22 protein-coding genes are annotated in these 21,668 nt (G+C 60.6%); 6 read left to right on the top strand and 16 right to left on the bottom strand.

All coding sequences use genetic code 11. From position 1 onward, the window contains the following. The 3 genes from ACYUCQ_RS13040 to ACYUCQ_RS13030 form a co-directional block, all read right to left on the bottom strand. Positions 1-762: DNA cytosine methyltransferase (locus tag ACYUCQ_RS13040; RefSeq protein ID WP_460254974.1), on the bottom strand; the 762-nt coding region annotated here is incomplete at its 3' end. Between the two features lie 390 nt (positions 763-1,152). Further along, a complete protein-coding gene (locus ACYUCQ_RS13035) occupies positions 1,153-1,470 on the bottom strand; it encodes a DUF167 domain-containing protein (protein ID WP_460254973.1) in 318 nt (105 codons plus the stop codon). 149 nt (positions 1,471-1,619) lie between these two features. Beyond that, complete coding sequence (locus ACYUCQ_RS13030; protein WP_460254972.1) at positions 1,620-2,231, bottom strand: hypothetical protein; 612 nt, start codon at positions 2,229-2,231, stop codon at positions 1,620-1,622. Positions 2,232-2,437: 206 nt separating this feature from the next. Between ACYUCQ_RS13030 and ACYUCQ_RS13025 the strand changes: the two genes are divergently transcribed. Continuing rightward, positions 2,438-3,052 carry a hypothetical protein gene (locus tag ACYUCQ_RS13025; RefSeq protein ID WP_460254971.1) on the top strand — a complete coding sequence of 205 codons (615 nt, stop codon included), beginning with the start codon at positions 2,438-2,440 and terminating at the stop codon, positions 3,050-3,052. 45 nt (positions 3,053-3,097) lie between these two features. On the opposite strand, the gene ACYUCQ_RS13020 is transcribed toward ACYUCQ_RS13025, so the two are convergent. From ACYUCQ_RS13020 to ACYUCQ_RS12995, 6 genes are all read right to left on the bottom strand, one after another. Beyond that, positions 3,098-3,901 carry an MBL fold metallo-hydrolase gene (locus ACYUCQ_RS13020; RefSeq protein WP_460254970.1) on the bottom strand — a complete coding sequence of 268 codons (804 nt, stop codon included), beginning with the start codon at positions 3,899-3,901 and terminating at the stop codon, positions 3,098-3,100. After that, complete coding sequence (locus ACYUCQ_RS13015) at positions 3,898-4,671, bottom strand: TatD family hydrolase (RefSeq protein ID WP_460254969.1); 774 nt, start codon at positions 4,669-4,671, stop codon at positions 3,898-3,900. The genes ACYUCQ_RS13020 and ACYUCQ_RS13015 overlap by 4 nt, the downstream gene beginning before the upstream one ends. A gap of 2 nt (positions 4,672-4,673) precedes the next feature. Beyond that, entirely contained in the window at positions 4,674-5,969 is a 1,296-nt protein-coding gene (locus tag ACYUCQ_RS13010; protein ID WP_460254968.1) for an MFS transporter, read from the bottom strand. Next, positions 5,966-7,246 (bottom strand): RsmB/NOP family class I SAM-dependent RNA methyltransferase, encoded by a 1,281-nt coding sequence (locus ACYUCQ_RS13005; RefSeq protein ID WP_460254967.1) that lies wholly within the window; start codon positions 7,244-7,246, stop codon positions 5,966-5,968. The genes ACYUCQ_RS13010 and ACYUCQ_RS13005 overlap by 4 nt, the downstream gene beginning before the upstream one ends. Before the next feature lie 3 nt (positions 7,247-7,249). Beyond that, complete coding sequence (gene guaB / locus ACYUCQ_RS13000; RefSeq protein WP_460254966.1) at positions 7,250-8,791, bottom strand: IMP dehydrogenase; 1,542 nt, start codon at positions 8,789-8,791, stop codon at positions 7,250-7,252. 125 nt (positions 8,792-8,916) lie between these two features. Beyond that, complete coding sequence (locus ACYUCQ_RS12995) at positions 8,917-9,258, bottom strand: hypothetical protein (protein WP_460254965.1); 342 nt, start codon at positions 9,256-9,258, stop codon at positions 8,917-8,919. A 181-nt stretch (positions 9,259-9,439) separates the two neighbouring features. Between ACYUCQ_RS12995 and paaA the strand changes: the two genes are divergently transcribed. Genes paaA through ACYUCQ_RS12970 form a run of 5 tightly spaced genes read left to right on the top strand, consistent with a single transcriptional unit; the run spans position 9,440 to position 13,075 of the window. Beyond that, the gene (paaA, locus tag ACYUCQ_RS12990) at positions 9,440-10,423 is read left to right on the top strand and encodes a 1,2-phenylacetyl-CoA epoxidase subunit PaaA (RefSeq protein WP_460254964.1); all 984 of its coding nucleotides are present in this window, start codon (positions 9,440-9,442) and stop codon (positions 10,421-10,423) included. Between the two features lie 6 nt (positions 10,424-10,429). Next, a complete protein-coding gene (gene paaB / locus ACYUCQ_RS12985; RefSeq protein WP_460254963.1) occupies positions 10,430-10,723 on the top strand; it encodes a 1,2-phenylacetyl-CoA epoxidase subunit PaaB in 294 nt (97 codons plus the stop codon). Position 10,724: 1 nt separating this feature from the next. Beyond that, positions 10,725-11,516: a 1,2-phenylacetyl-CoA epoxidase subunit PaaC gene (paaC, locus tag ACYUCQ_RS12980; protein ID WP_460254962.1), complete on the top strand. Its 792-nt coding sequence runs from the start codon at positions 10,725-10,727 to the stop codon at positions 11,514-11,516. Then, positions 11,510-11,974: a 1,2-phenylacetyl-CoA epoxidase subunit PaaD gene (paaD, locus tag ACYUCQ_RS12975; protein WP_460254961.1), complete on the top strand. Its 465-nt coding sequence runs from the start codon at positions 11,510-11,512 to the stop codon at positions 11,972-11,974. The genes paaC and paaD overlap by 7 nt, the downstream gene beginning before the upstream one ends. 24 nt (positions 11,975-11,998) lie before the next feature. Beyond that, the gene (locus ACYUCQ_RS12970; RefSeq protein ID WP_460254960.1) at positions 11,999-13,075 is read left to right on the top strand and encodes a 2Fe-2S iron-sulfur cluster-binding protein; all 1,077 of its coding nucleotides are present in this window, start codon (positions 11,999-12,001) and stop codon (positions 13,073-13,075) included. A 68-nt stretch (positions 13,076-13,143) separates the two neighbouring features. Here ACYUCQ_RS12970 and rpsI read toward each other — a convergent pair whose 3' ends face one another. The 7 genes from rpsI to ACYUCQ_RS12935 all read right to left on the bottom strand — a co-directional run bounded on the left by rpsI (position 13,144) and on the right by ACYUCQ_RS12935 (position 21,280). Continuing rightward, positions 13,144-13,629, bottom strand: coding sequence for a 30S ribosomal protein S9 (gene rpsI, locus ACYUCQ_RS12965; protein ID WP_460254959.1), 486 nt, complete (start codon positions 13,627-13,629; stop codon positions 13,144-13,146). 2 nt (positions 13,630-13,631) lie between these two features. Then, a complete protein-coding gene (gene rplM, locus ACYUCQ_RS12960; protein WP_460254958.1) occupies positions 13,632-14,099 on the bottom strand; it encodes a 50S ribosomal protein L13 in 468 nt (155 codons plus the stop codon). 81 nt (positions 14,100-14,180) lie between these two features. Continuing rightward, positions 14,181-15,134 carry an NAD-dependent epimerase/dehydratase family protein gene (locus ACYUCQ_RS12955; RefSeq protein ID WP_460254957.1) on the bottom strand — a complete coding sequence of 318 codons (954 nt, stop codon included), beginning with the start codon at positions 15,132-15,134 and terminating at the stop codon, positions 14,181-14,183. Positions 15,135-15,138: 4 nt separating this feature from the next. Next, a complete protein-coding gene (locus ACYUCQ_RS12950) occupies positions 15,139-16,116 on the bottom strand; it encodes a 2-dehydropantoate 2-reductase (RefSeq protein ID WP_460254956.1) in 978 nt (325 codons plus the stop codon). Between the two features lies 1 nt (position 16,117). Then, positions 16,118-17,650: an acyl--CoA ligase gene (locus ACYUCQ_RS12945; protein ID WP_460254955.1), complete on the bottom strand. Its 1,533-nt coding sequence runs from the start codon at positions 17,648-17,650 to the stop codon at positions 16,118-16,120. Further along, entirely contained in the window at positions 17,647-20,694 is a 3,048-nt protein-coding gene (locus tag ACYUCQ_RS12940; RefSeq protein WP_460254954.1) for a glycosyltransferase, read from the bottom strand. Before ACYUCQ_RS12940 ends, ACYUCQ_RS12945 begins: the two co-directional genes overlap by 4 nt. A gap of 88 nt (positions 20,695-20,782) precedes the next feature. Next, complete coding sequence (locus ACYUCQ_RS12935) at positions 20,783-21,280, bottom strand: phasin family protein (RefSeq protein WP_460254953.1); 498 nt, start codon at positions 21,278-21,280, stop codon at positions 20,783-20,785. Positions 21,281-21,668 lie beyond the last annotated feature (388 nt).

Here is a 21,668-nt window from a genome sequence, read left to right as displayed (position 1 = left end):
TTCAAGCCGCCGCATAGTCGCGCTACACGCGTCTTTCAACAAGGTCAGAGAAACGACGCTTACGTAGTCTGTGACCGGAACGTCTGTGGCATATGCCACATACTGCAAATGGGATGCCGCTGGAGTTGGCGGTAGGCCAGCGAGGGCCTCGCCCAGTGTTACTGATCCGACACCCGTGTTTCCACGATGTTTTTTGCCATCGAAGGAGTGTGTGGCCTCTGGTAGATGGCAGTTGATGCCATGCCGATTACCAACAATCAAAACCCTCTTGCGAGACTGTGGCAAGCCCCACTGCGCGAAATTTATCTTGTCAATACGGAACGAATAGCCAAGCTCCGTTAACTTCTCAGCTAATCCAACGATGGCATCCCCGCCCCCACTCGTCAAAATGCCCTCGACGTTTTCGAATAGGAACCATGAGGGGCGCAGGCGAGAGACGATCTCCAAATACGAGAATACTAAACGATTCCGCGGATCACTATGGTCACGCGCACCCGCCGTGCTAAACCCTTGGCAAGGTGGCCCACCTATCACTGCAAATACGTCTTTTCGTCCTTTTCTCGCGTCAACTTCGCGCACGATGCGCTCTGTTTCAGCGCCAATGTCGGCACGAATAACCGCATCAGATACATTTGATCTGTATGTTGCAACCGCGTCCTCATCAAGCTCAGCGGCAAGAGTAGGACACAAACCCGCATCCGAGAATCCTCGTGAGAGGCCCCCCGCACCGGAAAAAAGGGAAATGATATTGGGACTCGACATATGCGGACTTTAGGCTCTGTTTGAAAATTGAAATAGCTCACACAGGAGCGATGATCCCACAATCTTAAACAAATCAAACAGCACATCCAAGCTACTCAGACCTAGCAGGCATGATCAAGCCCAAGAGGGCCACCAATAAGGGCCTTCTCAAGGCGCTTTTCCCCGATAATGGCACGCTCCCCCGCCTGACCACCGCGAGCAATTTTTGCTCCGCAGCCAACAAATGACCAAAATCGGCGAGCGACCGACCGACCGAACGGACGAGCAAGCAATGGATTTCCAGGCAGTCTATCAGTTTATCCGACCAAACCAACCCCTGACAAGCGCGATAAACCAGTGCAACATTCGGCTGACATCCCAGCACTCATCGGCGGACCTGCCAACAAACCCTCACCCCGCCCCACCCGCCCGCGCGCCAAACACCGGCGGCAGTCGCGTCGGGCGCGTAATCCGCAGCTGCTTATTCACGCTCATCTGCCCAAACACCACCTCAATCGCCGCCGCCGCAACCCCAAACTCCCGCGCCAAAAATCGCACCATATGATCGGTCGCCCTTCCATCCTCCGGCACCGCCGTCACACTCACCTTAAGCTGATCCCCCCGAGGCTTGCCAATCGCATCCCGCGACGCCTGCGGCTTGCCCAAAATATTCACCACCAACACATCCCCCTCCCACCAAAAAAACCCCCTCGCGCCACCATCGCCCATCCCAACCCCCCTCACCCATCCCAAGCTGCATAACCCATCCACCGCGCCGCCCAACCAAGCCAAACCGATGCCTATGCCTATGCCTATGCCTATGCCTATGCCTATGCCTATGCCTATGCCTATGCCTATGCCTATGCCTATGCCTATGCCTATGCCGACAAAGCCGCCTCCAAAAAAATCAAAATAACCGCAATAATCACACAAGCCACAATCAACAGCACAATAAACCCAGCATCAGCCGGCCCATCCCAACCCGTCGCCCTTAACACCTCCGCCGACACCTTCTCTCGCGAACTCCCCCCAACCCCAGGCGGCAACTCAATCCCCCGCGCAGCCAAAACCCGTTCCCGATGTTTCAACGCAGCCGGCAACTCCCACTCCTCCGGCGACGACGTTAAATCCAACCATCGACAATTCTTTCGGATCGATCGCAAGTAAAATCCAAACGGTAAAAATATTAAAAAGAATAAAACTGTACCCAAATTGCTAACGCTGACAAAAACACTCATAGCCAAAAAAGCAATTATTGATAATAAATAAAAATAAAATATCACGTCAAATATAATATTAAAAGATACTATCGCCCACTCAGACCCCCGATTAAGGATCCATACCAACACCAAGAATATTGCCAAAATAACAAAAGTCGATACTAAAGGGTCAGGCGCTCGAAATATACCGCCCTCATTCACAAAATGAGTGGTCTCAAATTCGTAAATCGTCGTCGCCCAATTGACCCAGAGCAGCACCGACAAACCCATCGACCCGCCCAACATTCTGCTGACGCAACGCGGCACCCCATAGGGTCTGCGCACCGGTTGCCGCACATTAGCCGAACCATGCATAACGCGCTTCACCGGACCATTCTCCGCACCCTGACAAACAACGCGAGATTCAAATAAACCATATCCCGCACCACCGCGCAAACCCCTTTCGCAACCCCCCGCCCCTATGCCATACTAACGTCATGTTGTTTCTCTCCGACATCTGGCGTCGGCCCCCCGCCGAGCGTTTCGCCGCAATCATCGCGCTCCTGCGCGAAATCGTCGGCATCGTCGGCTATCGCGCGGTCGATCCGCCGCTCAACCTCGCCGTCTATAAGCGCCTCGGCGTCTTCGCCCGCCGCTTCGCCCAAATCCTCGCCCAGCCCGCACGCCCCGCCCGGCCCCAATCCACCCCGCGCCCGCGCGCGCAACGGCCCAAACCCGCCCCCAGCGCCGTCAAACTGCCCACCCGCTTCGGCTGGCTGCCCCGCCTCTATCCCGGCCACCAAATCCCCGGCGCGGGAGGGCAACTCGCGCACCTGCTCACCGAGCCCGATATGATCGCCCTCATCAACGCGCACCCCAGCCTCGCGCGCATCCTCCGCCCGCTCTGCCACATGCTGCGGCTCAAACCCCCGCTTTATCTCGCGCTCCCGCCCAAAGCCACGCCCCAAAAACCGGCAATCACCCATCGGCGCAAACCGCCCCAACCCACCCGCAGCAAACCACCACCGCGCCCAAAATTTGCCCGCCGCCCCCTCTGGGGCCTCGATGCGCCCACAATCCCTCCAGCGCCCATCTGCAAAAATCGCGCCTAAGTCCGCCCACCTTGGCACGTCTATTTCGTTACGTTATCGATATAATTACGCACCCACCACGCCCTCAATCACCAAACCATCATAACCCGGCTCAATCCCCGCAGGCAGGCTAGCCCGCAAGCGGCCATAATCCATATCCGGCCCCATATGCGTCAGAATCGTCCGCTCCGGCCCCAGCGCCGCGACCCACGCCAACACCTGCGCCAAATTCGCATGAGTCGGGTGCGGCGCCCCTTGGGTAAAACAATCAATAATCAAAATCCGCACACCAGCGAGCGCCGCAAACGCCTCCGCCCCAAACCGCACCACATCAGTGCAATACGCCACATCCCCAATCCGCAGTCCCAATGAGCGAATAAACCCATGATCCTGATCCAATAACTGCACGGGCAGCCCCAGAATCTCCACCATCTCCCCCGGCGCAACCACCCGCTCCACCAGCACCGGTCGGTAAAACCCCTCCCCATTCCACGGCCCAAACGCATAGGAAAAACGCTGATGCAACTCCGCCCAACAGGCCGCATCCGCATAAGTCGGCATCGGGCCACCCAGCAGCCGGTTCAAAATCCGAATTTCATCGAACCCGGCAATATGATCGGCATGGGCATGGGTAAATAACACCGCGTCAATCCGCGCCATGCGCTGCGCCGTCAGCTGCAACCGTAACTCCGGCGCAGTATCAATCAATAAATTCCCCGCCGGCGCGCCAATCACCACACTCGCGCGCGAGCGCCGATTGCGCGGCTCCGCCGGATCGCACAAACCCCAATCCCCCGCCCCGTCCGCACCGCCAATCTGCGGCAACCCCGCCGATCCGCCAGTGCCCAACACGGTGAGCGAAAACTTCATGCCGCCTTGCCAAATAACCGCCGGAAATTCGCCGTGGTCTGCGCGGCCAACTCAGCCTCGCTAACACCCTTCACCCCCGCCAACACCCGCGCCGTCAACACCGTATTGCCCGGCTCATTGCGCTTGCCGCGCAACGGCACCGGCGCCAAATAGGGCGAATCGGTCTCCAGCAGCAGCCGCTCCATCGGCACCTCCCGCGCAATCGCCCGCAAGGCCTCCGAACGCGGAAACGTCAAAATCCCCGAAAACGAAACATACCCCCCAATCGCTAACGCCCGCTCCGCCAACGCGGCACCCGATGAAAAACAATGCAGCAAAAACGAAAAAGGCTGCTCACGATACGCGGTTTCTAACATCACAGCGATATCCTCATCCGCATCCCGCGCATGAATCGCAAGCGGTAACCCCGTGATTTGCGCGGCCTTAATATGGGCGGCAAAATTGCGCGCCTGCACCGCGCGCGGGGCCTTGTCATAAAAATAATCAAGCCCCGACTCCCCAATGCCAATCACTTTTGGATGCAGGGTCATCGCCGCAATCATCTCAGGCGTCGGCACCGGACCTTCCGATCCCGCATGATGCGGATGCACGCCCACACAGGCCCAAACCCGCTCTAACGCCTCGGCCATCGCAATCGCCTGCTGCGATTGTGCAAGTGTCACCCCAATGGTCACCATCTCGCTGACCCCCGCCGCCAGCGCGCGCGCCACCACCAGAGGCCGCTCCTCCGGCGAAAAATAATCCAAATGGCAATGGCTATCAATGAACATGCTCAGCCCCTCCCAACCTCGCCGGACGCAACGCCGAGCGACACACCCGCCCCGGTCTCCCGCCCAAACCCAAACCACACCGCAGCGCCCAGCAACCCCACGCCCCAAAACACCGTGTTAAGCGCCAGAAAATCCGTGATCGCCAAATGCTGCGTCAGCAGCACCATCGCCGCATACAGCCCAATCGAGGTAAACCGCACCAACGCCGTCATCCGCCCGCGCAACGCAGTGGGCCAAATCTCCGCCTTGAACGTATCCTCGGCCATATAAGCTAAGTTGATCACAATATTCAGCCCAAACACCAACGCCAAAAACCGGGCACTATGCCCAAGCCACCAAGGCTGCGCAAACCAAATCCCCAAACTGATCGCCGTGCAGCCCGCATACCCGCCCAGGAGCAAAATCCGCCGCCCGACCCGATCACCAAGCAAAAACGCCAATCCCGAAAGCACTGCCGCCACACTCGCCACCAGCAAAATCCCCGCCGTCAGCGATTTGAAAAAATACGGCCCCACCACATAGGTAATCATCCCAAACCCCGCGACATCGCCAAACGCCATCGCAATGCTGCATCCAAGCTTGAGCCACACCAACCGCTCACCCCACGCAATGGCGGAGCCAGGCATGATCGGCTCCGCCGCAATCACCGCCAGCCGCGCCTCGGCTTGCGCGCCATAATAGGCCACCGCCTCCGCCTCGGCCTGCGCCTGATCACGCAAGCTCAGCCAGCGCAGCGATTCCGGCGTGTGGCCGCGCACCACTAACAACGAGACCACAATGCCAAACCCGACCAGCCCCACCACGGCGCGCTGCACCGCGACCTGTTGATACGCCGTCGAATACGCGGCCAGCGCCAGCACCAAACCCCCCAGCGAAACAAAATTCACCGCCGCCATCGTCGCTTTGCCGCGATGCGCCGGCGGCATCAATTCCTGCGCGGAGATCAAAATCGTATTCATCTCACCGCCGGCGGCGAGCAGCATAACCGCCAGCGCCGCTAACACCGCCGCATAGCCAAAGCTAAAGGCCAGCCCCAGCGCCCCGAGCGCATAGGCCGCCATCGTCAAATAAAACATCCGCCGCCGCCCAATCCGGTCCGATAACGGACCCGCAATCGCAATCCCCACCATCAGCCAAATCGGCGCCCATACCAGCAAGAGCGACACCATGAATTTCGGCATCACAAACCAGCCCGACGCCACCGAGGCGGCACCGAACGCATAGGCCTCAGCCAGCATGCCGAGCGCAAACGAAAAGAAATTAAAACTATCGGTGCGACACCAGCGGATCGCGATCATCCCACCCGCTCGAACCTGCAGGCAAAAAAACCATCCGTCTGATCACGCGCCGGCGAGAGCCGAAGTGCATCACCGCGCAAATAATCAGGCCACGGCTCAGCGAGCGGCACCACCCGGAACCCGGCATGCCGTGCCAAAAACCCATCAACCTGGGCGTCGTTTTCCTCGGTCAACACCGAACAGGTCGCATAAACCAAATGCCCACCCGGCTTCACCAAACGCTGCGCCTCATCCAGGATCCGCGCTTGCTTGACCGTCAACTCCGCCAAATCCTGCTCGGTCAGGCGTAACCGCGCATCCGGATTGCGCCGCCAGGTCCCCGTGCCGGTGCAAGGCGCATCGACCAGCACGACATCGCATTTCTGCTCCTGGCGCTTGGCCCATTTATCGCCCGGCGCAAATAAATGCCTCTCGGCATTATGCACCCCGGCCCGCCGCAGCCGCTTAATCGCCGCATCCAAGCGCGGTGCCGAAACATCGCAAGCGACCAGATGGCCCTTATTCGCCATCATCATCGCGAGAGCCAGCGTTTTGCCGCCCGCACCCGCGCAATAATCAACCACCCGCATACCGGGCCGCACATCGGCCAGCAATGCGACGAGCTGGCTACCCTCATCTTGGATTTCAACCAACCCATCGCGGAATGCCGCACTCGCGATGACATTCTGGCGGCTGGGCAGGCGCAGACCCCAAGGGCTCAGCCGGGTCGCTTCCGCCCGCAGCCCATCGCGCGCGAGCGCCTCAATGGCCGCCTCGCGCGTGGTTTTCAGCAAATTCGCCCGCAGATCGAGCGGCGCCTGGGTGAGCATTGCCGCGCATTCGGCATCCAACCGCGCACCAAAGCGTGCGCGAAATTTTTCCACCACAAAATCGGGGATCTCCAGCCGCACCCCATCCGGCATCCCCGGATGATCGAGCGTGTGGGTGGCCAGCTGCGCCAGCGCCCGCTTTTCTGCCTCATCGAGCGGCGCCGGGGCGAAGCGCGAGCCGCCAAACGCCGACTCAGCGCGATGCGCAGTCATGCCGCCCAGCACCATCATCGCAAGCGAGAGCAGACGCGGCGTAACCGGCGCGCCAATCCGCTCCAGCCACCAACCCAAACGCCGCCGTGCGCGCAGCACCGACCAGGTGATTTCACTAATCTCCCGCCGATCACCACCGCCAATAAAGCGCCGGGTGCGCAAAAACGCATTGGCCACCGCATCGGCAGGGCGAGGGTCCGTCTCAATGGCGCCGAGCAGCTCAATGGCCGCGTCCAGCCGTCCCGCCGGGGTCATGGATCAATCCTGACGGTAATTCGGCGCTTCGCGGGTGATCGCGACGTCATGGACATGGCTTTCGCGCAGACCCGCCCCGGTGATGCGCCGGAAGCGCGCCTCGGTTTGCAGGGCGGCGATGGTGGCACAGCCGGTATAGCCCATGCCGGCGCGCAGCCCACCGACCATTTGATGCACCACCGCATTCATCGGGCCTTTATAGCCCACGCGGCCTTCGATCCCTTCGGGCACCAATTTTAGTTGATCCTTGATTTCCTGCTGGAAATACCGATCCGCCGACCCACGCGCCATCGCCCCCAGGCTGCCCATGCCACGATAGGATTTGTAGGACCTTCCTTGATATAAAAACACCTCGCCCGGCGCTTCATCGGTGCCCGCGAGCAGCGAGCCGACCATCACACAATCGGCCCCGGCGGCGATGGCTTTGACGATGTCACCGGAGTTGCGCACACCCCCATCCGCGATGGCCGGCACGTCATGCGCGCGGCAGGCGGCGGAGGTTTCCAGCACCGCCGAGAATTGTGGCACACCCACGCCCGCGACCACCCGCGTAGTACAAATGCTACCCGGCCCGATGCCGATTTTCACCGCATCCGCCCCCGCCGCGATCAAGGCTTCAGCGCCCTCGGGCGTCGCGACATTGCCCGCGATCAGTTGCACCGCGTTCGAGGCGCGCTTGACCCGTTCAACCGCGCGCAGCACCCCATCCGAATGACCATGCGCCGTGTCGACCACGATCACATCGACCCCGGCATCGATCAGCGCCTCGGCGCGCGCCAGCCCATCATCCCCCACGCCGGTTGCCGCCGCGACGCGCAGACGGCCCAGCTCATCTTTATTGGCCAGCGGATGCGCTTCGGCCTTGTCCATATCCTTCACGGTAATCAGCCCGACGCAGCGATAGGCTTCATCGACCACCAGCAATTTCTCGATCCGGTGCTTATGCAGCAAATGCCGCGCCCGGTCCGGCCCGACATCGGCGGGGGCGGTGACCAGATTTTCCCGCGTCATCAGCTCATAGACCCGGGCGGTCGGGTCGGTCGCGAAGCGCACATCACGATGGGTTAAAATACCCACCAGCCGCTGGGTATCGCGCTCAACGACGGGCACGCCGGAAATGCGAAACTGCGCCATCAAGGTCTGCGCTTCGGCCAAGGTTTGATCCGGGTGGATGGTCAGCGGGTTGACCACCATGCCGCTTTCATATTTTTTCACGCGCCGGACCTGGGCGGCCTGTTCCTCAATGGTCAGGTTTTTATGAATCACGCCGATACCACCTTGCTGCGCCATCGCAATCGCCATCGCGGCCTCGGTGACCGTGTCCATCGCGGCGGAGATCAGCGGGATGTTCAAGGTGATGGTGCGGGTCAGGCGGGTGCGGGTGGCCGCCAGGGCCGGCAGCACCTGCGAATAGCCCGGCACCAGCAGCACATCATCGAACGCCAAGGCCTCGGAAATCCGGTCGGCGCCGCGCTTGGCTGACAGGGCGGCTGGCTGCCCGGATGGGGGGAGGGTGGGTTGTGCGGGGTGATCGGCGGGAACCATGATTGATCCTTGGGGTTTAGGGGACCGCCGACAGCTTATGACGGCGCAGCATGTCCGGTTTTACCTAATCGCCCCAGTGCAACGCCGCAACCCCGACGCTGATCAGGTTGCGCGCTGCGCCCCGATCAGGACATCGCTGGCGTCTTCAGAATGATCACTTCACGCATCGGCACCACCACCACCAACGGGCGCTGCTGGCTGTGATCGGGCACCGCCCAGATGATGGGTTGCGCGGGCATGAGGGTGGCGCGACGTCTCGTCACCGGCTGAGCGGCTAATTGCACCAGGCTGCGCACCCGGCTGATCGGCGAGGCGACATCAACGCCTTCGATGGGCGCGAACGGCAGCGCCGCGACCCGCGCGTTTGGCGCAGATGACCCATTCAACGCACCGATATCATGTGCGAAAATCACGCCCATCAGGAGCAGAGAGAAAATCCCGGTGGCCAGCATCGATCGATAGGTCATGTTCAGTCTCCTCGCCCCATTTGTTCGTCCTAGAGATACGAACGCAGCCGAGTCGATTCCAGAGCAAAGCGATGACAAATTGTAAGGAAAGGTTGGAGAACCTCCCTCCCGATAATATATTACAAAAATATTTGACATCCGATTTTTTTGTAATATATTCGCGAAAAACAGGATTGCACCCATGTATGCTCAGGCGCTTGACCAGACCGAAACCCGCCCTGCCCCGCTCGATGATCCGGCGCGATTGGCCGCGTTTCAGGCGCGGATTGATGCCGAGCAGAAAATCGAGCCCAATCATTGGATGCCCGAAGCCTATCGGCGCACGCTGATCCGCCAGATTGCGCAGCATGCCCATTCTGAAATCATTGGCATGCAGCCAGAAGGCAATTGGATTACCCGCGCCCCCTCGCTCCGGCGCAAAGTAGCGCTGCTGGCCAAGGTGCAGGATGAATGCGGGCATGGGCTGTATTTATATGCGGCTGCCGAGACGCTCGGCGTCTCGCGTGAGGCGCTGGTGGATCAGCTTTTGGCCGGAACCGCGAAATATTCGTCGATTTTCAATTATCCCACGCTGAGTTGGGCGGATATTGGCGCGATTGGTTGGCTGGTGGATGGCGCGGCGATTATGAACCAAATTCCGCTCTGCCGGTGTTCCTACGGGCCCTATGCGCGCGCGATGATCCGCGTGTGCAAGGAAGAGAGTTTTCATCAGCGGCAGGGCTATGAGATTATTTGCACATTGGCCGAAGGCACGGCGGCGCAGCGTGCGATGGTGCAGGACGCGCTTAATCGCTGGTGGTGGCCCTGTTTGATGATGTTTGGTCCGCCCGATGCCGAAAGCCAGCATTCGGATCAGTCAACACGCTGGAAAATCAAGCGGTTTTCCAATGATGATTTGCGGCAGAATTTCGTCGATGCCACGGTGCCGCAAGCGCATCGGCTGGGATTGACGCTGCCGGACCCGGATTTGCATTTTGATACGGCGAGCGGCCATTGGCGCTATGGCGCGATTGATTGGGCGGAGTTCCGGGCGGTGCTGCGGGGCGAAGGCCCGTGCAATCGTGATCGGCTGGCTCGGCGCAACCAAGCGCACGACGAGGGCGAATGGGTGCGCGCCGCCGCCGCTGCTTATGCGGCAAAGCAACATCAGCGCGAGGCGGCGTGATTAATCATGACTGAAGCAACGCCTGCCGATCCGCTCTGGGAAGTTTTTTTACGCAGCCGCAACGGGTTGGCGCATAAACATGCCGGTTCGCTGCACGCGCCGGACGCGACCTTGGCCCTCGCCGCCGCCCGCGATTTATTTACTCGCCGTGGTGAGGCGATTTCGATTTGGATTGTGCCCTCCAGCGCAATCATTGCCTCCGATCCGGATGATCAGGCCATGTTGTTCGAGCCGGCCGAGAGCAAAATTTATCGCCATCCCAGCTTTTATTCGGTGCCTGATGATGTCGGCCATATGTGAAATGCCGGGCGGCAATATTGCAGTGGCGGAAACCCCGATGCTGCGCTGGGTGTTGGCCTATGCCGATGATGCGCTGATCCTCGGCCATCGATTATCCGAATGGTGCAGCCGCGCGCCGAGCATGGAAGAGGATATGGCGCTGGCCAATCTGGGGCTGGATTTGTTAGGGCAGGCGCGATTTCTCTATAGCCACGCAGCCACGTTAGAGAATGCCGCACAGCCGGAGCGTCAACGCAGCGAGGATGATTACGCCTATCGGCGCGATGCGCCGCAATTTCGCAATGCGCTGCTGGTTGAACAACCAAATGGTGATTTCGCGGTGACTATGGTGCGGCATTTGCTCTATGCGAGCTTTGCCGATCTGTATTGGCGCGCGAGTTTGACGGTGACGGACCCTGCTATTGCGGCATTTGCGGCGCGGAGTGAAAAAGAAACCGCCTATCATGTGCGCCACGCCCACGATTGGGTGATCCGGCTGGGCGATGGCACGGCGGAAAGTCATCAGCGGGCGCAGGATGCTTTGGAATTATTGCTGCCCTTTGCTGATGAATTATTCGAGACCTCGCCTGATCAAGCGCCGTTGATCGCCGCGCGCGCGGTGGTTGATCCGGCCGGGTTGCGTGAGGCCTATCAGCGCCGGATTGAGCAGGTTTGCGCGCAAGCGACGCTGCGGCTCACTTGGCCGCGTTGGCACCAAACCGGAGGCCGACAAGGGCGGCATGGGGAGCATTTGGGCCATTTGCTGGCCGAATTGCAGTTTTTGCCCCGCGCCTATCCCGGCGCGTCATGGTAGCCCCGGTTGCGCCGCGGGACGTGGCCTGGGCGATTGCGTCCGCCTTGCCCGATCCGGAAATTCCAGCGCTCACCATTGCGGAATTGGGCATTTTGCGGAGCGTGGAGATGATTGACGGGGTGATGATTGTGACCATTACCCCGACCTATTCGGGTTGTCCGGCCACTGAAATGATCAAGGCTGATATTGAAACGGCGCTGCGCGAGGCTGGATTTTCGGCCATTGCCGTGCGCTTGACCCATAGCCCGGCCTGGACCACCGATACGCTCAGTGCGGCGACGCTGGAAAAATTGCGCGCCGAGGGCATTGCCCCGCCGCGCCGTGGCCAGGCGCCCCATTGTCCGCAATGTGGGTCGGCACAGGTTGAGCAGATTGCCGGTTTTGGCTCGACGCCGTGCAAATCGCTGTGGCGCTGCATCGCCTGCCGCGAACCGTTCGATCATTTCAAATGCCATTGATCGCCGCCTGATGATCGCCGCCTGATGGCCTCACCCCGGTTTCATCCTTTGACCATCAGCGCCATCACGCCGGAGGCGAAGCATGCGGTTTCGCTTTGTTTTGACGTGCCGGAGGCGTTGCGCGCTGCCTATCAATTCACGCCGGGGCAATATTTGACGTTGCGCCAGGTGATTGATGGCGCCGAGCAACGGCGCGCTTATTCGATTTGTGCGGCCCCTGAGGATGCTGAGCTGCGGATTGCGGTCAAGCGCGTCGCCGATGGTGTGATGTCGAGCTATCTGTGCGATCAGGCCCGGGTTGGCGATGTCATGGAGGTGATGACGCCGACCGGACGGTTTGGCCTGACGCCGGACCCAGCGCGGGCGCGCCAGTTGGTCGCGTTTGCCGCCGGCTCAGGCATTACGCCGATCCTGTCGATTTTGCGCAGCGTGTTGGGGCGCGAGACGGAGAGTCGCTGCACCTTATTCTACGCTAATCGCACCACAGACGAGATCATGTTTCGCGAGACGCTGGAAGCGCTCAAAAATCGTCATTTGGGCCGGTTCGCGCTGTTCAATATTCTGTCGCGCGAGGAGCAGGATATTCCGATCCTGCATGGGCGGCTGGATGCGGCGCGGATCGAAAATTTGCTGAGCCGCGCTGCACCGGGCCGAATTGATGATTTATTTATCTGCGGGCCGGAGCCGATGATCGAGAGTGTGGACAGCACGGCGCGCGCGCATGGGGTTGCCGCCGAGGCGATCCACATTGAGCGCTTTGTGTCCAGCCATGGCGGCACGCCGCGCGCACCCGCGCTGGCATCACCCGCGATGGATAACGATGCCGTAACGATCACGCTGATCGCTGATGGCAAGCACCATACGATCCCGATTGGGCCTGAGGAGGCGATTCTGGATGCGGCACTGCGCGCCGGGCTTGATTTGCCCTATGCGTGCAAGGGCGGCATGTGCGCGACGTGCCGGGCGCGGATTATTGCTGGGCAGGCAACGATGGCGGTGAATTATTCGCTCGCCGATTGGGAAATCAAAGCCGGCTTTGTGCTGACCTGTCAGGCCCGCATCGATGGTGCTGGCGTGGTGGTTGATTACGACGCGCAGTGATCGGTGCAGCCAACAAAAAACCCCGGACCAGAGGCCCGGGGTTGCTTGGCGCAGAAACGCTGCGATGATCAGCGCTTGCTGAACTGGAAGCTCCGGCGGGCTTTCGCCTTGCCGTATTTTTTACGCTCGACCGTGCGCGGATCGCGGGTGAGGAACCCGGCGACCTTCAGAATGCCGCGCAAATCCGGCTCGTAATAGGTGAGAGCGCGTGAAATGCCGTGGCGCACGGCGCCGGCTTGGCCCGATAGGCCGCCGCCGGTGACGGTTGCCATCACGTCAAACTGGTTATAGCGATCAGCGACCAGAAAGGGCTGGGTGATCAACATGCGCAGCACCGGACGCGCGAAATATTGCGCGGCTTTGCGGCCATTGATGATGATTTCGCCCTTGCCCGGCTTGATCCATACCCGTGCGACGGCATCCTTGCGGCGACCCGTGGCGTAGGAGCGGCCCAGCGCATCGCGCTTGACTTCATATTTCGGCCCGGTGGCCGGCGCTGTGGTTTCAGTGGTGACCACTGATTTCAGATCGGCGAGCGTTGCGGTCCCCGACATACTCAAACCCTCCGATTCTTGCGGTTAAGTGCGCCGACATCCAATGCGACCGGCTGCTGTGCGGTGTGCGGGTGCGCGGCACCTGCGTAAATATGAAGATTTTTCATTTGCTGACGCTGCAGCGGACCGCGCGTGATCATCCGCTCGACCGCCTTTTCGATCACCCGCTCAGGATGCGCGCCGGCGAGGCGCTGACCCAGCGTGCGGCCTTTGATGCCACCCGGATAGCCGGTGTGGTAGTAAAACACGTCCTGATCGAGCTTTTTGCCGGTCACGCGCACTTTTTCGGCATTGACCACAACGATATGGTCGCCGCAATCGACATGCGGGGTGAATTGCGGCTTGTGCTTGCCGCGCAGGCGCGTGGCGATCAGGGCGGCCAAGCGGCCCAGCACCAGCCCTTCGGCATCGATCAGCACCCAGTTTCGCTGAACCTCGGATGGTTTCAGCGAGATTGTGGTCTTTAACATCGGAACCTCATCAACAGATTATGTCTCGCGGCGGCGTATGGGGGAAAGCGGGGATATAGTCAAGAGATCGGGGCGATGGTATTATAATACCACAGATCGCGCCGTTGCCGCGAAGGCGGTTTCCAGGGGCGTTTGTGCCGTAAAACCAAGGCTTTGCTGCGCCAGGATCGGGTGGGCGCGAAACGAGCCGGCAAAGCTGCGCCAAGCGGTCCCCTGCCCTGCGGCGCGAGCGGCGAGGCCGAGCCACGAGGCGGGCACGGGGGCGAGAAATAATTGTCGTTGCAGCCCGGCGGCCAAGGCGCGAATGAGGTCCGGCGTGGCAATCGGGTCGGGATGCGCGGCCAGGAGAATTTCGGGCACGGAATGTGGGGCCTGCGCCGCCGCAACGATCAGGGCGGCGAGATCATCGATTGCGATGAAGCTGCGCTGATTACCGATGGCCCCGAACGGCAATAGCCGTGTGCGAGCGACCAGACGCACGAGGCGCGGAATATTGCCCGCGCAGCCCGGCCCGATCACCGCGCACGGGCGGATGATGACCAGTTCAGTGCCGGTGCCCGCCAGCACGCGCTGGACCGCCTGCTCACCATCGAGCTTGCTCGCGGCATAGGCGTCATCTGGATCAGGCTCGGAAGCTTCGGTTACCACGCCGGGCGGGGCCTTGCCATGCACCGCCGCCGAGGAGACGAGAATGAATCGTTTAGCGCCGCGTGCAGCGGCGATTTCGGCCACCCGCGCTGCCGCCGTCACGTTCGCTGCTGCCAGTGAAGCTGGATCAACGCCGGTGCGGTGCGCCAAGCCTGCCGCATGCACCACCACCGAAACACCGCGCATCGCCGCTGAGAGCGCCGGGGTTGGCGCGGCCAAATCCCCCGCATCGATAGCGCGCGCCGCACCTGGTAACGCCGCGCCCGACCGGCGCAGCGCGACCACCACCGAGCAGCCCGCCGCACCGAGCGCCTGGGTGACGGCGCGACCGACGAACCCGGCGGCGCCGCTGACCAAGACCGGACCGGATAGTGGCGTGACTTCCATGATTTTAACTGGCCATACCGGATGAACCCGCACGCTGGCGCACGAGGGCGAGGACTGCGCTGCTGATCGGCATTGGCACATCGACCCAGCCGGCCATTTCGACGACGGCGCCGAGCAGCGCTTCGATTTCAATCGGGCGGCCACGCTCCAAATCTTGCAGCATCGAGGTTTTATGCGCGCCGACTTCGGCGGCACCGGCAATGCGTTGGTCGATGCCGATGGCAAAGCGCACGCCTAGGCGCTCGGCGACCGCTTGGCCTTCCGCCATCATCGCCGCCGCCACGCCGCGCGTGCCGGCATCGGCCACGATCCGATCCAGCGTGGCACCGGTGAGTGCGCTGATTGGGTTGAAGGCCATGTTGCCCCAGAGCTTCACCCAGATATCATCGCGAATGCGGGGACGCACCGGCGCTTTCAGCCCGGCGGATACTAACAATTTCGCCAGCGTCTCGGCGCGGTCGCTGCGCGTGCCATCAGGCTCACCCAGCACGAACCGATCGCCATAGCTATGGGCAATCACGCCGGGTTCGGCAATTTCAGCGGCCGGATACACCACGCAGCCCAGCACCTGCGCGGGCGGCAACGCCGCCCAGACTGCGCCCGTCGGATCGACCGCGTGGACCCGCCGCTCCGCAAACGGTGCGGGCAGCCCATAGCCATACCACCAGGGCACGCCATTCACCGCTGCGACAATCACGGTGTTCGGCCCGATCAAGGGGGCGAGTTGCGGCAAGGCCGGCTCGATCCCCTGCGCCTTCAGCGTGATCAGCAGATAATCCTGCACGCCTAACGCGCTAGCATCACCCACGCGCGGATGGGTCACATATTCGCCGGTGGCATCGCGCAGCACCAAGCCGCGCGCTTCGATGGCGGCACGATGCGCACCGCGGGCAACAATGGCGGTTTTCACCCCGACCCGCTCAAGCCGCGCTGCCATCAGCCCGCCAATGGCACCGGCGCCGAAAATGCAAATTGATGGCATCTCAGCCGCCCAATCCCAAACGCTGCGCCATGCCGATGCGCTGAACCTTGCCGGTTGCCCCTTTGGGAATCGCGTCATTGATCACGATTTGGCGCGGCACTTTGAAGGGTGCGAGCTTGGCCGCTAGAAATTCCCGCAAATCAAGCGCCGTCGCCGCCATGCCCTCGCGCAGCACCACCACCGCCGCAACCTCCTCGCCGAGCACGGCATGGGGGATTGCAAAACAGCACGCTTCGGCGACCGATGGATGATCGAGCAACGCCACATCAATCTCTAACGGGCTGACTTTTTCACCGCCGCGATTGATCATTTCCTTGAGCCGACCAGTGAGAAAAAGATAACCATCGTCATCTAACATGCCTTCATCGCCGGTGCGAAACCAACCCTCGATGAAGGCGGATTGATTGGCGCTTGGGTTGTTGGCGTAGCCCGCCGTGACGTTAGGGCCGCGAATCACCACCTCGCCCGCCTGCCCGACCGCGAGAAAACCATCACGGCCGCGAATGGCGATTTCCGGCCCGGCGGCAACGCCCACCGAGCCGGGTTTGCGCGCCCCCGGCGGCAGGCGGTTGGATGCCATTTGATGCGCAGCCTCGGTCATGCCGTACGCTTCGATCACCGGACAGGCGAATTTTTGCTCCAGCGCCGCCATCACTTGTGGCGGTAGCGAGGCTGAGGAGGAGCGGATGAAGCGCAGCGTAACCGGCGGTGCGGTCTCGCGGGCGCGCAGCAAAATCGCCTGATGCATCGTGGGCACCGCCGTATACCAGCTCGGCTTGACGACATCGAGCCAGCCGAAAAACTTGAAGGCGTTAAAGCCGGGCGTGCAACTCACACTGGCTTGCCCGGCCAGTGACGCCAAACAGGCTGCCACCAGCCCATGAATATGAAACAGCGGCATCACGTTCAGACAAATATCATTCGGCCCTAACGCGAGGCTGGTTGCGATGTGACGCGCTGACGCGGCGAGATTAGCCTGGCTGAGCGGCACGATTTTCGGGCGGGCGGTGGTACCGGATGTGTGCAGCACCAAGGCTTCGTCATTCGGCTGTGCGATACCGGGCAGGCGCGCTGGGGTTGACGCCATCGCTGCGAAATCCAAGGTGAATTGCCCGGCAGGTCCGCCGGTCACCGGGCGGAGCACGATGAGTTTAATGGCCAAGGATGCCGCGACCGCCAGCACCGGCCCGGTTTCACCCTCGGCGATGATGATGGCGTGGGGGCGCAAATCGCTCAGGTAAAATTCAAACTCGGCTTCGGTGTAGGCGGGGTTGAGCGGTGCGGCGGAGGCACCATAAGCGACGGCCAAAAATGCGGTTGCGGCGCACGGGCCGTTGGGCAACACCAACGCCACCCGATCGCCCCTGCCGATACCATGCTCATTCAGGCCAGCGGCGATCATGCGCGCCAAGTTTTGCAATCCTGCGCCATCCAACCATGGCTCACCCGGCGCACCCATGGCCCGCGCGCCATGATGGGCGGCGAGAAGGGCTGGCAGGCTGTTTGGGTTTGACGATGTGTGGTTCAATGTCATTTCCGCTCCCCTTGTCTTTCTCGCTCTGCTTGCGCCAGCACGCGGCGAACCGTTTCCTCAAACAATTTGGCATTATTTTCCGCCGCGAGCCGCGCCAGAGCGTCCTTGCGCACCGCAGACCATGCCGGACCCGATTGATAAAGGAACGCGATGCGCGCGGCAAACGTGCCTGCATCCCCCACTGGCGCACTCATCAGCTCCACCCCATGGTGCCAGCCTAATTGGCGCGCCAGCAAATCGGTGACCACGCACGGCACGCCGAATCCGGCGGCCTCGTAAATTTTATAGGGTGTGCCCGCAGCAAAGCGGGTGGGTGCGACCACCAAGCGATGGGCATCATACAGGGGCTGCAAATCATCAATCGCGCCGAGCAGCTTGATGTGCGGCAATGCTGAAAATTCACTCAGATCAAGCTCTGGCGCGCGATATCCCACGACAGAGAGTGTTGGCGTTGGCGCGCCCATCAGGGCTGCTAACGCGGGCATGATCTCGGTGGCATACCAACGCAGCGCATCAAGGTTAGGGCTGTCTGATTGGTGCATGCTCGCGACGAACAACAAGCCCGTGCGCTGATCAAAGCCGCGCGGCGTGGGACGAACCGGGCCGATGGTGCCTAACACCGAGACCGACGCAAGACCATGAGCCCTCAGCAAATCGGCCTCAGCCTGATTGACCGCCGTGACCGCGCGGCAATGGCTCGCATTGGTAAATTCCGCTGTTATTGCGGCATTGAGATCAAAATCATCGCCACGGATTGATGCCAACTCGGCTGCACGTGCGGCTTCGATGGCTTCGGTATCGAGAATGAACGGCGTTATCGCCGGATCAATGCCAGCGGCGCGGAAAATGGGCAGGGTTCGATCAAGATTATGGGTGCGCGAAATCCAGATCATATCGTAATAATCAGCGCGCTCGGCGAGGAGCTGCGGCAGGGTCAAGATCGTGCGGTCATAGAGAATTTCAGCCGTGTCCGGCGCATCGCCCAGCAGGCTCATCACATCAAGGCGCGTGCCATTGACCGGTAAAACCGAAACATGCCAGCCTGCCGCGACAATGGCGTGCAGCACATCATTGGCGCGCACAAAGCCCGAACCAAGGCGGCGCACCGGCACAGTATCCTCGATGAACAGCAAGCGTCGGCCTGCATCGCCCCGGCTTCGGGCGCGCACCGAAGCGCTTGGCTGGGCGCCCTTGACCATTGCAGGCTGTGCCGCCAAAAATTCCGCGTGCTTGCTGCGGAATAATGCCCGATTTTGGCGCATCAGCGCGAGCGAGTCTTGCGCATTGCGCGCCGAGCCGAATTCCAAATGATAAATGATCACGCTGGGATCATAGACATTGCGATAGCCCGCGCGCAGAAACCGCACCGATAAATCAACCTCTTCATAATAGGCCGGTGCGTAATCAGCATCAAAGCCGCCCAGATCACGAACAAGATCGGTGCGGCAGAGTAAAAACACTCCGGAACAATAATCGACATCCCGGACGAAATTCGCCTCGGGCAACAAGGCCGGTTCATCGCGCAAATAGCCGGTTGTGGTGCCGTCTTGCCAGATGATCGACCCTGCCTCTTGCAAGCGGCCATGGCTGCGCAGAATTTTACCGCCGACCGAGGCAATCAGTGGGTCGCATGCGAGCCGTGCTAACGCATGGGCGATGGCGCCATAGCCCAATTCAATATCGTTATTGAGAAGCAACAAGGCAGGGGCGCGCACCTGTGCCAAGGCTTGGTTACAAGCGAGCACGAAGCCGAGATTTTGTTGGTTGCGCAGCACCAGGGCGCCCTGCACGTAGCTGGCAATCCGCGTGGTATCGTCCGTTGATGCATTATCAACCAGAATGAGTTCGATGGGGCCGGCAAAATTTTGCCGCAGCGAGGCCAGAGCTTGCAGGGTGAGTTCAAACTGGTTGAACAACACCATGACCACGCTGACCAGCGGCTCTTGCCCATTCAACGAAAAATCGAGCGTGTGGCGGGCAAACAACGCAATTTGATTGCGCGCACGCATCGAAAATAACGTTTTGCCGGTGGCTTCGGATAAATCCGGCGCGCGCTCGGGCGGGCAATAGGCCAATTGCAGGGGCAGGCCGATGCTGCGCAAATGGGCAAACGCATCGCGCACCCGCCCGCTATTGAGATCATGCACCACGCGGGGATTAACATCGCGGTAGTATAGTAAATCGATGTCAACGCGCGGGCGGCGCAATTCAAACGCGCCATGCTGGACGAAATGCCGGTAGCCGGAGGGCAAATGGCCCGCTTCGACCGCGAGCCTGATATCCGGGTAGGTTTCCAGATAGAAATGCTCAACAAATTCCGGCACCGGATCATACCCACCAGCAATCGGCAAGGTCAGATAATGCTCCAAGGCGGCACGAACCCGGCCTTGCTCCAGCGCCTCACGCGCCGGGGGATAGGTTTCGAGATACCACAGCGGATCGAAATAGAGCGATGGCGGCAAATGCGCAAAGGCCGATCCACTATCCAAAGCGTGCAGATAAAACCCGTACGGACCGAGGCGCTCAAGGTCGGCTTTGTCGGCCCCTGCCGCTTCGGCGCGGGCGCGGTAATAGCCGGGATCGAACAGAAAATGCGCCTGACGGTTCTCAAATTGCCCTGATTTCAGCCAGTGATCATAGCGGCCGTAGCAATGATGACGTTCTAAATTCTCGATACTCATATCCTCATACAAAGCGGCGTAATGAGCGTCATCGAACAATAAATGCGGCGATAATTGGCGATAGCCGCGCTGGCAATAATGATCAAAGCCGGATTGATATTCGCTCTGCGCGATCAGTGAAGCGATATCGGGGTAGGTGCGGCGGTAAAACTGTTCATCGAAATACAGCGTGGGGCTATGGCCGGCGGCGGCGCCGGATTGCAAATAATAGGTGAGCGAGTCGCTCATCGGGTCGGCGCAGGCGCGAGCGGCTTCGGGATAGGTTTGGCAATACCAAACCGGGTCAAACACCGCCCATGCTGGCGGCGCTCCCAACGCTGCGCGCAAGATTTCCGCCGCCGTGCCGACCATTGCCTGCCTCATCCATGCAAAAAGGGCGCTTTCCGTGTGACCGGAAAACGCCCCCCATGCCCCGGCGCGTGCGCCGGGTCAATCAGTTAGAAGCTAATGATTAGAGCTTCGTGCTGAAGGTCTCGACGGCTTTGGTCATCCGCGCGGTCAGCGGCGCAATCGCCTGCTCGGTGATTTTGAGCGAGGCATCGGTCAGCTTGCTGGTCTCGGCAACCATTTTCTCGACCAGGGTGCGGGCGAAACCGGTTTGCAGCTCAACCGCTTCCTTCACCGACTTGACGCCCGAAAGCGCCTTCGCGGTCGCCATGCTCTCTTCAACCGAGGCCTGGGTGCTGGCGGCGAAATGCTTGCTCAGATCCTGCATGCCGGTGGTGAAGATTTGCGAAGCCTTGATCATCGCCTCGACATTGCCCTGGCTGAACGCCACGAAATCTTCGGTGGTCTTCATCGCTTTGGCCATTTGTTCCTTCATTTTGGCTTGCGAGGCTTCGAACCCGTGGGTTGCCTTCGCAATGCCTTCCTTCATGGATTCGAGGGTCGCCTCGAAGCCCTTGGTGGTCTCGGTGGTCACGTCAACAATCTTGCCTTTGGTGGTCATTGGTTTGGTCCTCTGCTCGTAGCCAGTGTGATAATGGTCGTCCGGATCAGCCCGGCAGTCATGGTCGGATCAACGGCGCACCCGGAATAGGCCGGCGAAAACCCTTGACCCGCACACCGCCAATCCCTGTCTGGTGATCCAATCGATATTTCTGGCCCGACGCGATGCGCCAAACGACGTTTGGCTTGGCGCGATGTGCCAAAACATTCTCAATCATTCGACCCCGTCATGGTGCGGTGCAACAATTTGGGTTTAAGCCGCCAAATGCCGGGCGTCAAGCGGTTTTTGTGCGGCGCACAATCAACCTCAGGTCATCAACGCGCCGCAAAAGACGCTGAGCACTGCGAACCAACACGGAAGATATTCCTGTAACATGTTGGTTTTCTGA

The sequence above is a fragment of the Acidiphilium sp. MT5 genome, assembly GCF_054767495.1.
This window is presented reverse-complemented; position numbering and strand designations above follow the sequence as displayed.